This window comes from Secundilactobacillus hailunensis (assembly GCF_005405185.1).
GTDB classification, from domain to species: Bacteria; Bacillota; Bacilli; order Lactobacillales; family Lactobacillaceae; genus Secundilactobacillus; species Secundilactobacillus hailunensis.
The window spans coordinates 1-12,067 of record NZ_BJDO01000057.1 but is presented as its reverse complement, the minus strand read 5'-3'; the positions used below and the strand labels follow the sequence as shown (position 1 = coordinate 12,067).

Below are 12,067 nucleotides of genomic sequence, written 5' to 3'. Positions count from 1 at the left end.
TACTTATACCCCTGAAAATCAAAGTATTAAAGTCAACTTTGTTGACCAAGACGGCAAGGCTCTGGGCAATGGGGTTGAATTGACTGGTGTTTCGGATGGCACCGTCGATTACCAACCAGCATTTAAAGAGCAGCAAACGCTAATCAATACCGGCTACTCGTTAAAGACAGGTAATCACAATGGCTTAGCTGGGGCTTTAACCAACTATACCGATTATGGCAAAGTGCCAGTCTACACGGTGCAATTGACCAAAATTGTGCAACCGAAGGTTACGGTAAACGTAGTACCAGTCGATGCCGCCGGTGATCCAATTCCGAATACGACTTCGACCAGCTTTACGAACGTGCCGGGAACTGATATTACGGTGCCAACGGTTACGGGTTATACTCCAACCGTCACCACTGAAACTGTTCCAGAGCCACCAATCAAGACTGATGCCAATGGCAAACTGATTCGACCAGTTGAGCCAGAGCTCAAAGTAACCTACATGCCAAATACGGCGACTCAGACAGTGACCGTTCCAACCAATAAGGGCAACGTGAACGTGCCGGGTATCACTGGAACAACTGGTCAAACGGTTTCTGTAACCGTGCCAGATAAGCCAGGCTATACCAAGGATAAGACCAGCGTACCAGCCACGGTCAATCCGAACGGCACCATTACCGTTGATAACCCTGATACGACGGGAAAGGTAACTTATACCCCTGAAAATCAAAGTATTAAAGTCAACTTTGTTGACCAAGACGGCAAGACTCTGGGCAATGGGGTTAAATTGACTGGTGTTTCGGATGGCACCGTCGATTACCAACCAGCATTTAAAGAGCAGCAAACGCTAATCAATACCGGCTACTCGTTAAAGACAGGTAATCACAATGGCTTAGCTGGGGCTTTAACCAACTATACCGATTATGGCAAAGTGCCAGTCTACACGGTGCAATTGGCCAAAATTGTGCAACCGAAGGTTACGGTAAACGTAGTACCGGTCGATGCCGCCGGTGATCCAATTCCGAATACGACTTCGACCAGCTTTACGAACGTGCCGGGAACTGATATTACGGTGCCAACGGTTACGGGTTATACTCCAACCGTCACCACTGAAACTGTTCCAGAGCCACCAATCAAGACTGATGCCAATGGCAAACTGATTCGACCAGTTGAGCCAGAGCTCAAAGTAACCTACATGCCAAATACGGCGACTAGTACTGTTACAATTTCAAACAATCAAGGTAACCCAGTTTCCGTTTCGGTTACTGGTACAACTGGTGAGAAAGTACCGATTACCGTACCTAATATTCCTGGTTACACAGCTAATAAGCAAACAGTCACTGGTACGGTTAATCCGGATGGCACGATCACAGTTGATGATCCAAACGGTGCTGGTAAAGTAACTTATACGCCAATTGATAATGGTCAAGGCAAGGGTTCAAGTACCGATACCGATACGCAGCAAGACACTGGTACGGACCAACCAACTGGACCACTTGATACTACAACTAATCCAGCTAACCCAACAGATACAACGCAACCAACAGCTGGACCTGGCAGCGACATTAAATCAAACGGTACCCAACCTGGCGCAGCTGTTAACGCGCAACCTGGTAAGACAACTAAAGGCGAGTCGACTGGTTCGCAACCAGGTGTAGCGGTCAAACCCAAGAAAAAGAATGTCGATTCTAGTCCAGTATCAACGCAGGGCAAGAAGAGCAGTCCAGCAAACAATGGCGAGGCAACAGCTTTGAACGATGGTGAAGCAGTTTCCGGCAAGTCCGTTGCAGGTTCTACGAGTCAAGTGGCGACAGGCAGTGCTAATGCGGCAGCAACTAGCAACAGTAGCAATCAAGCTACTGTTCAGGGTCAACAAGCTGCTGCTCAAAGTCAAGGTCAAGCTCAGGTTAATGTTAATAACCAGGGTCAAAACCAAAGCGCTAACAAGGTTCAATTACCACAAACCAATGAATCACAATCAAGCGTAATGGCAACAATCGGACTCGGATTGCTCAGCCTGCTCAGTGTATTTGGCTTAGGTAAGAAACGTCGCAAGTCTGACGATCAATAACCGTTAAACGAGTCATACGGCAAATATTACAAACGAGGTCATCTAGCAATAGGTGACCTCGTTTTGTAGCTTATAGACACAAAAACTGGGTCCGCTCATTATTGAGTGGACCCAGTTTAGTTAATGGTTATTAATTAAGGTTTAACACGCTTTGAAGGTTGTTTAGCTGGCTTATTTTCAAGGTCCGTCCGAACAACTAAGACATCGCTGACGGCAGTTCGGGTAACGTATTCGGTGACTGAACCGATCAAGAGACGTTCCACAGCGTTTAAACCAGTGGCACCGATCATGATCAGGTCAATGTCTAATTTCTTAGGCATGTCACGGGCGATGATGGTCTTAGGGGCACCATATTCAATCGAGTAGTCAACGCTGCTTACGCCAGCATCTTTTGCTTGTTGAATATACTTGTCCAAGGTCTTCTTGGCAGTATCGGTAACTTCTTCAACCATGGTGGTGTCAAAACTGGAGATGTTTTGGAATGCACGGGTATCCACAACGTGAACTAAGTGCAGGTCAGAACCGTTCCGCTTGGCAACCGCGACCGCTTTTTCAAAAGCTAATTCGGCTTCGTAAGAACCATCAACTGGAACTAAAATATGCTTATATTGTTGTAACATGATGACTCACCTCTCTTTACTGATTAACTCTATTTTACGTTATTTTGAGGTAAATAGACAGTAAAATGTAAACCGTTTTCATTTAAACTTCGGCAAGAAACTGACCAGCATCAATTGAATGGCTAAAATGTCCAGTACACCGATCAACAATGTCATGGAAATAAACACGTCGTTTTGCATGATGGTGGCGATGGCTGCCAGTACGCCAACGACAATCAACGACCAGCCACCAAACTTGACGATGCCCGACAAATTAGGATTTTCTTCCGGATGAAAGACTAAAAATGCCCGGTGAGTATGTTTGAGAAAGAACCCGCCAATGAAGAAGGTGAGTAAGATGTAGACGATCATTAAAATATTGATTAACAAGAGAAGTCCTCCATGGATGTTAAGCTGTTTGCGAGAAATAAAAAAGCTGACTCACATAGTGCAAGCCAGCCCCAAAGTGTTGCCACTTTGAAGATCTAATAGTGCCGTTAATTTGTCCGATAGGTTTTGGCCCGCTGATAAGCAGGTGGGACGGGTATATCTACGTTCATGCTACCAAGTGTAAAAGGCCTGCAATCCGGCAGAGTTAACCCATGTCCCAATGTAACATTATTGTTCGGCAAACACGTATGTGGACAACGCGCACACCCTAGAACTCACTTATATATTAGCATATTTTTGACGATTTTGCTATTTTGACTCCTGCATAACTAATTATTTTGCGTGCTGGGCTTTGCGTAAGCGGTCGTACTGCTGTGCCAGAGCGGTTTCAAACTTGCCGTTAGTCTTTGGCTCATAGTACTGCACGTTTTTAATTTTATCTGGCAAATACTGCTGTTTGACCCAGTCGTTTTTAAAACTGTGGGGGTACTTGTAATCGATCCCGTGACCGAGATCCGCGGCGCCCTTATAGTGAGCGTCCTTTAAGTTCGCCGGAACGTCGCCGTAGTTGCCCGATTTGATATCGGCCATGGCGGCATCAATGGCCATGATGCCGGAGTTGGACTTCGGTGACAGGCACAGTTCGATGACGGCGTCTGCCAGTGGAATCCGGGCTTCTGGAAAACCTAACCGCTGTGCCGCGGTAACGGCTTCGACCACCCGGGCCGCTGCCGGCGGATTGGCTAGCCCGATATCTTCGTAGGCAATCACCGTTAACCGGCGAGCAATGGTGGGTAAGTCTCCAGCCGTTACCAGCCGAGCGAGGTAGTGCAGGGCTGCATCCGTATCACTGCCGCGAATCGATTTTTGAAAGGCGGAGATGACATCGTAGTGCGCATCGCCGTCCTTATCATGGCTGAAAGCCTTTTTTTGCAGGCACTCTTCAATGATCGGCAAGGTGAGGTGAATGGTCCCATCGGTTGCGTCCGTGGACTTAGCCGCTAGTTCTAGGCCGTTCAGGGCACTTCTGAGGTCACCGTTAGTGGCGGTGGCTAATAGGTTCTCAGCTGCCGGGTTTAATTCGATTTGCTGGTTTCCCAGGCCATTTTCCTTATCAGCCAGGGCCCGGTCAATGGCCGTGCGGATATCGTCTGGCATCAGCGGTTTGACTTCGAAGATCTGGGTTCGACTGCGAATCGCTGGGGTCACGCTAATGTAAGGATTTTCGGTAGTGGCGCCAATTAAAACGATCCGGCCGTTTTCCAAGTGGGGGAGCAGAAAATCCTGTTTGACCTTATCCAGCCGGTGGATTTCGTCTAGAAGCAGGATCACGGTACCGCTCATCTTGGCTTCCTCAGCAACGATCTGCAGATCCTTTTTAGTATCCGTAGCGGCGTTGAGTTTACGAAACGCGTATTTCGTGGAGCCGGCGATGGCACTGGCGATACTGGTTTTACCAGTACCCGGGGGACCGTAGAGAATCATTGACGACAGCATCTTAGCTTTGACCATCCGGGAAATGATCTTTCCCGGACCAACCAGATGCTGCTGGCCGACCACGTCTTCAAGTCGCTGTGGTCGCATGCGATAAGCTAAAGGTTGTGGCATAGTTTGACTTCTTTCAATAATTTAAAGGCCGAGGTGGTGTTTCATCTTCGTCCAGAACGTGGGCTGTTCTTTGGCTGGTGACTGCGCTTGGGCAGGCTGTTTGTCAGCCCGGTCTTCCACCTTGATGGGATACTGGTTGATGGCGGTCTTTGAGATCACCACTAGCCCCGAATCGGTGGGCTTGCCACCGTAGAAATCGTCTTGGACGATGGTGAATGCCCGCTGCAGCTGACCGGCAATTTGAATGTACGGTTTTAAAGCTTCCATTCCCGTGTGACCGTTAAAGATCACTTGGTAGTCTGGATGCGCCTTGAGTTCAGTCTGAAATTCGGTTTGGTACTCGGCGTGCTGCAGTTGTTGGATGGACATCAGTAAGTCGACCCGTTCACGAAACGTGCCCAGATAAGTGCGTTGCTCATCCGGGTGTAATTTGGGCGGCCCATACATGGCGTTATCCAAGTGAGACGTCATTTGGTCCTTGTCTGGCATTGCGTAACACCCACTTTCTTTAAGAGTAAGACTATTGTAACATGACTGTAGGAACAGTTAGCAGGAAGAACGGGGAAAAATCGTGTTTAATGATGCTGATTTTCAAGTCTTTGACAATGACACGTTAGCGGAGCGGATGGCCGGCATTCGCGCGGAGATTGATCCTAAGTTTGAGGCCTTGGCGCCCTTAGTAATTAAAACGTTAGGGCTTCAAAAGCCAATCTACGCGCACGTGGCCAAACATTTACGTCGGCATAAGAATCCACCGATGAATACTTGGGTGGCGTTTAGCGCAAATAAGCGGGGCTATAAAATGGCACCGCATATCATGATCGGTTTTTGGGACGACCGGCTGTTTATCTGGCTGGCCAGTTTAGCCGAGAACCGGGAGCGGCCGGAAATGATTCAGCGGTTAACGGGGATCTTACCGGAACTGGCTCACCTCAGTGCTGATTATGAGATCAGTCCCAACCATATGGCTAAAGTTTCCAGTGCGGTTTCGGCAACCAGTCTGGCTGATCAGTTAACGCGCTACCAGCAGGTCAAGCAGGCGGATTTTTTAGTGGGCCGGCAGTGGCTGCGAGGGGACGCGCTGTTTACGGCGTCTGACCAGCAGCGGACACTGCTGGAAACGGTGGCTGAGTTAGGACCATTCTTTGCACAATTGATTTAGAACGCAAAAAAAAGCAATCTGCACATAACGTGCAAATTGCTTTTCTATAGCTAAACAACGCTTATTAACGGTTGTAGTATTCAACGATAAGAGATTCGTCAAGATCTGCATCGAGTTCTTCACGTTGTGGTAAACGAACAAGTTTACCTTCAAGCTTGTCAGCATCGAACTCAACGTATTGAGGACGACCAACAACGGCTTCAACGGCATCCTTGATGATTTGCATATCCTTTGACTTCTCACGAACGCTGATCACTTGACCAGGCTTAACTTCGTATGAAGGGATGTCCAAACGCTTGCCATCAACAGTGATGTGACCATGGTTAACCAATTGACGAGCTTGGCGACGAGTAGTAGCCAAACCTAAACGGTAAACCACGTTGTCTAAACGACGTTCGAGCAAGATCATGAAGTTAACACCGACTTTACCTTCGCGAATCTTACCTGCACGAACGAATAAGTTGTGGAATTGACGTTCAGTCATGCCGTAAGTGAAACGCAGCTTTTGCTTTTCACGTAATTGAGTCCCATATTCGGACAACTTTGAACGACGGCCTTGGCCGTGTTCGCCGGGTGCGAATGGACGACGTGCTAATTCTTTACCAGTACCTGAAAGTGATACGCCAAGACGACGTGAAATCCGCCAGCTTGGGCCAGTATAACGTGACATAGATTGTTCCTCCAAAAATTTTAGTTGGAGTAAAATAATTTGACGTGAGTTTGATATTCGTGCAGATCCCTTTGCAGCTTTCGCCCTGTGCAGCCGCAGGTTACTAACTGAACCACCTTTTGGCAGTGATCTGTTGACGAGCTTACCGCTCACCGCTGCATTATTTTACACAATGGCCAGTATATCGCGCTTTCTTACTGAATGTCAATATGTTTCAGCAGAATCGCAGCGAATTGTTCTAGTTCGGTCTGATCTTTTTCGGTAAAGCGGCCGACTTTAGGGGAATCCAGATCCATGACGCCGATTTTCACGCCGTTTTTAGTGAGCGGTACCACAACTTCACTGTTGCTGGCAGAATCGCAGGCAATGTGACCGGGAAATTGATGGACGTCCTCGACTAATTGAGATTGCTGGGTCTTCAAAGCGGTTCCGGTGACCCCAGCGCCATTTTTAATGTGTACGCAGGCGACGTTGCCCTGGAAGGGTCCCAGTAACAGTTCGTCTTCATCTGGCTGGTAGAGATAAAAGCCCGCCCAGTTTAGGTCAGATAGGCTTTGGTTCAGTAAAGCCGATGCGTTGGACAAGTTGGCGATCAAATTAGTTTCATTATATAAGAGCGCGTCTAACTGTTGATTCATCATTGAAACGGTGGTATTAGTTTCTGTCATTTTGATTACCCCTCACGTATTAGTTTACGAATGTTTAAATTCGAGTGAAGCCTTTTCACAAGGTATGCTATAATTTAAGCTGGTATAGATTTTAAGGGCTAATTGATGAAAATGCAATCATAATCTATCTAATATACATAAAGATGTATTTTGGTAACGAAGGATGGGGATTAGATGTTTAGGATATTAATAGGTGTTATTATCCTGGCAATTGTCATATACGCGGGTATCTTAATCTACCAGCAGTACCTGATCAGACGATTGAAAGGGATCAATCAAAAACGGGAAGCACTGACAATTGATGAGCTGGGGGCTTCAGTTGACCAAGTTCGCGCCATGAGCTTGACGGGCAAGACGCTGGAAGAAGTGACACAACTGGCCGCTGATTTTAGTGACCTGAAGGAAAATCGACTACCACGGCTGGAACAACAAGTTAATGAAGCGATTAATAATGCTAAACAATACCGGATGCTAAACGCCCAGGGTGAAGCTAAAAAGGCCACGGCGTCACTGGAAGTTGCCGAACAGGCCATTCAAAAGATTGAAGACCGCATCGCGGAACTCAAGAAGATCGACGCCCAGCATAAGCAGGCGGTGAAAACGCTAGAAGCTAAGTACCAGTCGCTACGGAAAACCTTATTGGCGAAAAACTTTATGTACGGTGATGCCATTGATGGGTTAGAGACCCAGTTAGGTCAGCTGGAAGATGATAACGATCATTTCCGCGAAGTGACCAGCAAGGGCGACCACGAAGAAGCAGCTAAGTTACTGGAACAGCTGCAGTCTGATACGGATCACTTAGACGAAATGCTGAAGGCCATCCCACCGTTAGTGGCTAACCTGGAGACTGAATTTCCAACTCAGGTCAAGGAATTGACTCAGGGTGAAAACGAATTGTCAGCGGATGGTTACCAATTCCCCGTGACCGATCTGAAGGACCAGATTGCAGCGTTGCCGGCAGAGATCAGCCGGAGTAAGGAGCTGTTAGCTAAGCTGGACGTGGCCGCAGTCAAACAGGCGGATACGTCGCTGTCCACTAAGATCGATCACTTCTATGATCTAATGCAAAAAGAAATGGTCGCTAAGACCAAGGTCACGAAGAACCTGGATTACCTGTCCAAATTCATCAACCATGCTAAAAACCAAAATACGTTACTAATGCGTGAGCTGGAACGCTTAAATACCAACTACACGTTAGATCATAAAGAACTAGAGACTACCCGTGAATTTGCCGAACAGTTGCGCAACATTGAGACCACCTATCAAAAAGACGTGGAAAACATCCACAGCAATGAGGCGGTCTACACGGAAGTAGATGCTCACCAAACACGGCAGACGCACGATTTAACGCAGATTGAAAAACAGCAGCAGGAGATCAATGATTCCGTTGCTGGATTGGCCAAAGAAGAACAGCAGGCTGATCAAAACTTACAGCAGTTTGAATTTCAGCTCCACAGCATTCGCCGCGAAGTTGAAAATTTAAACTTGCCCGGAGCGTCAAAGGCTTACTTGGACTATTACCAAGTTGTCAGCGATGAAATTGATAAGTTAGCTGATGACATGGATCAAGTGCAGATCAACATGGAAGACATTACCAAACAGCTGATCATGATCCAGTCTGATCTCGACAGTTTAACCGAAAAGACCAACGATCTGATCGACAGCGCGCAACTTGCTGAACAGCTGATTCAGTATGCCAACCGTTACCGCATGACTCATGACGAAGTCGCTAAAGCCAGTCAGGAGGCCCAGCGTTTGTTTGACGAGGACTACGACTACCCGAAGAGTCTGGAAACGATTGCGACCGTTTTGGATGAGGTCGAACCAGGATCGTATAAGCGGTTAGAAGACCGGTACTATAAGAGTAAAAAATCAGCGGATGAAAAGCACGCTGATGAGGAACCGGAAGAAAAATAGGGTTGTTAACTGAATCAGATAGGGTGCTGCCAGTCCGGATTTTTGGGATGGCGGTGCTTTTTTATTTTGCGGGTCTTTTTCCGTTTATATAGCCTAGTCGGGCTCCAGCGGGCAGAGAGCTGCATGCAAGGCGGGGACAACCCAAACCCCAAGCCCAGGGTTTACGTTGCCCCCGCCTTGCACACCGCTCTCTAAACGCCCGCTTCCGCACCCTTTGACTTGCGTCACCATATCCTATATAATCAACCCCAGTCTATCCAATGATTGGAGTCGAACCAATCTAAAACGCAAAGAGGCAGAGTATACATGATTTATTTTGATAACAGTGCAACAACCAAAGCGGATCCCGAAGTTGTTTCGACTTACGATAAAGTCAGCGACAAAGTTTGGGGTAATCCTTCTAGTTTACATCAGTTCGGTGAAGAAGCTTTCAACTTACTGGAACAATCCCGCAAACAGATCGCCGATTTAATCGGTGCATCTCAAAGCGAAGTACTGTTCACCAGCGGCGGCAGCGAAGGCGATAACTGGGTCTTAAAAGGAACCGCCATTGAAAAGCGGCAATTTGGGAACCATTTGATCACCACCGCAGTTGAACATCCCGCCATTCATAACTCAATGGAACAGCTTAAAAAATTAGGCTTTGAAGTGACCTACTTACCCGTTGATAAGCACGGCCGGATCTCCATTGATGATTTGAAAGCTGCCATTCGGCCAACCACGATCTTAGTGTCGATCATGGCCGTGAACAACGAGATTGGTACGATTCAACCCCTTAAAGAAGCGGCCGAAGTACTGAAAGACTATCCCAAGATTCATTTTCACATTGATGCCGTCCAAGGAATTGGCAAGGGTATTCAAGATCTGATCATGAATGACCGGGTGGACTTCGTGACTTTCTCTGGCCACAAGTTCCATGCACCACGGGGCATCGGCTTTATCTATGCTCGCCGTGGCCGCAAGATCGCCCCATTGATCGATGGTGGCGGACAGGAACGCAGCCTACGTGGCGGTACTGAGAATTTGCCGGCAATTGCTGCCATGGCCAAAGCTTTACGGTTACTGCTGACGGATGAAAAGAAAAAAGTGGCTAATGAAGCTGCTATTAAGCAACGCATCTTTGATCACGTCAAAGAATTCCCGTTAGTGACGACTTTTTCTGAGGATAACGCTGGCTTCGCACCGCACATTCTTTGTTTTGCGATTCAGGGTGTTCGTGGCGAGACCATCGTTCACGCTTTTGAAGAACAGGGCATTTACATCTCAACTACCAGTGCCTGCAGTTCCAAGAAGCATATTCCTTCCAGCACTTTGAGCGCGATGCACGTTCCCGAAGAACTTTCCACCAGCGCCATTCGAATCTCTTTGGACGACCACAACACGTTGGCCGAAGCAGACGAATTCAACAAGGTATTTGATAAGCTTTACGACAAGTTCAAACTATTATCAGCTTAAGATTTAATCGAAAAGGAGACCATATGCAATATTCAGAAATTATGGTGCGTTACGGGGAACTTTCGACCAAGGGAAAGAATAAAAAAGATTTTATTCGCCAGCTTGGCCGCAATGTTCGTCACAGCCTGCATGACTTTGAAGGTTTAGATGTCCGTGCGCAGTATGACCGGTTGCACGTTGCACTGAACGGGAATGATTCAGATGCCGTCATCGAACGGTTAAAGGGTGTCTTTGGTATCGAAAACTTTTCACCGGTGATCAAGGTGGAAAAGGATTTCGAAGCCGTTAAAGATACCGCACTGGAAATGATTCAGGCCCAATTCAAACCTGGCATGACGTTTAAGATCAACACCCGTCGCCAGGACCATCAATTCGAATACGACACCAACCAGATCAACGACAAGCTGGGTGGCCATATTTTGCGCAATGTTCCGGGGATTAAAGTTAAAATGAAACAGCCCGATATTACGCTGCGAGTGGAAGTTCGGATGAATGGAATTTTTCTTAGTAGCGAAACCATCCCCGGTGCTGGCGGCTTGCCCGTTGGCACTGGCGGTAAGGCCACGATGATGCTTTCTGGTGGGATCGATTCACCAGTAGCAGCTTACATGGGCATGAAGCGGGGCGTTAAACTGGACATGGTGCACTTCTTTAGTCCGCCATATACCAGTGAACAAGCGCTGGGTAAAGCCAAGCAGCTGACCTCCAAGATTGCGGGTTACGCTGGCAGCATCAACTTTATTCAGGTGCCGTTTACCAAGGTTCAAGAAACCATCAAAGAAAAGGTACCAGAGGGTTATTTAATGACCATTCAGCGCCGGATGATGCTGCGGATTGCTGCAGCCATTACCGTTTCCCGTGGCGACAAGGGCGTGTTCACTGGCGAATCCTTGGGTCAAGTGGCCTCACAGACCCTTGAATCCATGATGGCCATTAATGACGTGACCACCTTACCAGTGCTGCGACCGTTAGTTTCCATGGACAAGACTGAGATCATTAAGATTGCCGAACAGATCGATACCTATGATCTGTCGATTATGCCATTTGAAGACTGCTGCACGATCTTCACACCGCCAGCACCAAAGACGCGGCCTGACCTTGAAAAGACCCGCAACTTTGAAAAACTGATCGATGTGGACGGCTTGATGCAAGAAGCCCTCGACGGCATCAAAGTCACCGTGATCCGGCCTGGTGAAAACTTTATGAACCAGCAAGAAGACGTGTTTGCGGAATTACTGTAAGAGATTGAATTAAAGAGCAATTTAGAAGTTGATTGATGGAGCTGTGTGCCGGTTGGTGCATGGCTTTTTTTGGGGTCTTTGTCAAACGGTGTTGATTAACGACTTGATTATATTTAGAGCTTTCTCTTCGGAGGAAGCTCTTTGTTGCTTACGGGATTTGAGTGGTCGAGATCGGAAATATCGGGACTTTGTACCCTTTAAATGGATTTTGGGTACACTAAATAACCCTTTGTTCTAGGGGCATTCGCAATAGGGACTAAGCAGCGATTTGGAAGATTCGGATAAACATGTTTTCTTGGTT

Annotated in this window: 11 protein-coding genes and 1 other RNA gene; 5 read left to right on the top strand and 7 right to left on the bottom strand. The window is 47.4% G+C overall.

The features are described from left to right. Nucleotides 1-2,056 (top strand): mucin-binding protein (locus FFM73_RS11090; protein WP_171001285.1); only part of this gene is annotated, 2,056 nt, incomplete at its 5' end. Between the two features lie 134 nt (nucleotides 2,057-2,190). On the opposite strand, the gene FFM73_RS11085 is transcribed toward FFM73_RS11090, so the two are convergent. The 5 genes from FFM73_RS11085 to FFM73_RS11065 all read right to left on the bottom strand — a co-directional run bounded on the left by FFM73_RS11085 (nucleotide 2,191) and on the right by FFM73_RS11065 (nucleotide 5,142). Further along, nucleotides 2,191-2,676 (bottom strand): universal stress protein, encoded by a 486-nt coding sequence (locus FFM73_RS11085; RefSeq protein ID WP_054654068.1) that lies wholly within the window; start codon nucleotides 2,674-2,676, stop codon nucleotides 2,191-2,193. Between the two features lie 78 nt (nucleotides 2,677-2,754). Continuing rightward, nucleotides 2,755-3,045 (bottom strand): hypothetical protein, encoded by a 291-nt coding sequence (locus tag FFM73_RS11080; protein WP_137631768.1) that lies wholly within the window; start codon nucleotides 3,043-3,045, stop codon nucleotides 2,755-2,757. A gap of 88 nt (nucleotides 3,046-3,133) precedes the next feature. Beyond that, nucleotides 3,134-3,323: non-coding RNA, 6S RNA (gene ssrS / locus FFM73_RS11075), on the bottom strand. A 55-nt stretch (nucleotides 3,324-3,378) separates the two neighbouring features. Then, nucleotides 3,379-4,653, bottom strand: a complete 1,275-nt coding sequence (locus tag FFM73_RS11070; RefSeq protein ID WP_137631767.1) for a replication-associated recombination protein A — start codon at nucleotides 4,651-4,653, stop codon at nucleotides 3,379-3,381. Nucleotides 4,654-4,674: 21 nt separating this feature from the next. Further along, a complete protein-coding gene (locus FFM73_RS11065) occupies nucleotides 4,675-5,142 on the bottom strand; it encodes a YueI family protein (RefSeq protein ID WP_137631766.1) in 468 nt (155 codons plus the stop codon). Between the two features lie 82 nt (nucleotides 5,143-5,224). Here FFM73_RS11065 and FFM73_RS11060 point away from each other — a divergent pair, with 82 nt between their 5' ends. Next, nucleotides 5,225-5,815: a DUF1054 family protein gene (locus FFM73_RS11060; protein WP_171001284.1), complete on the top strand. Its 591-nt coding sequence runs from the start codon at nucleotides 5,225-5,227 to the stop codon at nucleotides 5,813-5,815. A 64-nt stretch (nucleotides 5,816-5,879) separates the two neighbouring features. Here the strand turns inward: FFM73_RS11060 and rpsD are convergent, their stop codons facing one another. Together rpsD and msrC are read right to left on the bottom strand one after the other, a co-directional pair. Beyond that, on the bottom strand, nucleotides 5,880-6,485 hold the full coding sequence (gene rpsD / locus FFM73_RS11055; protein ID WP_137631764.1) for a 30S ribosomal protein S4: 606 nt from the start codon (nucleotides 6,483-6,485) through the stop codon (nucleotides 5,880-5,882). A 194-nt stretch (nucleotides 6,486-6,679) separates the two neighbouring features. After that, nucleotides 6,680-7,153 (bottom strand): free L-methionine (R)-S-oxide reductase MsrC, encoded by a 474-nt coding sequence (gene msrC, locus FFM73_RS11050; protein WP_137631763.1) that lies wholly within the window; start codon nucleotides 7,151-7,153, stop codon nucleotides 6,680-6,682. 174 nt (nucleotides 7,154-7,327) lie between these two features. Between msrC and ezrA the strand changes: the two genes are divergently transcribed. The 3 genes from ezrA to thiI all read left to right on the top strand — a co-directional run bounded on the left by ezrA (nucleotide 7,328) and on the right by thiI (nucleotide 11,766). Then, on the top strand, nucleotides 7,328-9,070 hold the full coding sequence (gene ezrA / locus FFM73_RS11045) for a septation ring formation regulator EzrA (protein ID WP_137631762.1): 1,743 nt from the start codon (nucleotides 7,328-7,330) through the stop codon (nucleotides 9,068-9,070). 306 nt (nucleotides 9,071-9,376) lie between these two features. Beyond that, nucleotides 9,377-10,525 (top strand): cysteine desulfurase family protein, encoded by a 1,149-nt coding sequence (locus FFM73_RS11040; protein WP_137631761.1) that lies wholly within the window; start codon nucleotides 9,377-9,379, stop codon nucleotides 10,523-10,525. 23 nt (nucleotides 10,526-10,548) lie between these two features. Beyond that, the gene (thiI, locus tag FFM73_RS11035; protein ID WP_089136546.1) at nucleotides 10,549-11,766 is read left to right on the top strand and encodes a tRNA uracil 4-sulfurtransferase ThiI; all 1,218 of its coding nucleotides are present in this window, start codon (nucleotides 10,549-10,551) and stop codon (nucleotides 11,764-11,766) included. The last annotated feature ends 301 nt before the right edge of the window (nucleotides 11,767-12,067 follow it).

Excerpts from the sequence above, each read along its gene's own strand:
- ezrA (WP_137631762.1), top strand. The coding sequence starts at position 7,328 with ATGTTTAGGATATTAATAGGTGTTATTATCCTGGCAATTGTCATATAC.
- rpsD (WP_137631764.1), bottom strand. The coding sequence starts at position 6,485 with ATGTCACGTTATACTGGCCCAAGCTGGCGGATTTCACGTCGTCTTGGC.
- FFM73_RS11070 (WP_137631767.1), bottom strand. The coding sequence starts at position 4,653 with ATGCCACAACCTTTAGCTTATCGCATGCGACCACAGCGACTTGAAGAC.
- FFM73_RS11040 (WP_137631761.1), top strand. The coding sequence starts at position 9,377 with ATGATTTATTTTGATAACAGTGCAACAACCAAAGCGGATCCCGAAGTT.
- thiI (WP_089136546.1), top strand. The coding sequence starts at position 10,549 with ATGCAATATTCAGAAATTATGGTGCGTTACGGGGAACTTTCGACCAAG.
- FFM73_RS11065 (WP_137631766.1), bottom strand. The coding sequence starts at position 5,142 with ATGCCAGACAAGGACCAAATGACGTCTCACTTGGATAACGCCATGTAT.
- msrC (WP_137631763.1), bottom strand. The coding sequence starts at position 7,153 with ATGACAGAAACTAATACCACCGTTTCAATGATGAATCAACAGTTAGAC.
- FFM73_RS11085 (WP_054654068.1), bottom strand. The coding sequence starts at position 2,676 with ATGTTACAACAATATAAGCATATTTTAGTTCCAGTTGATGGTTCTTAC.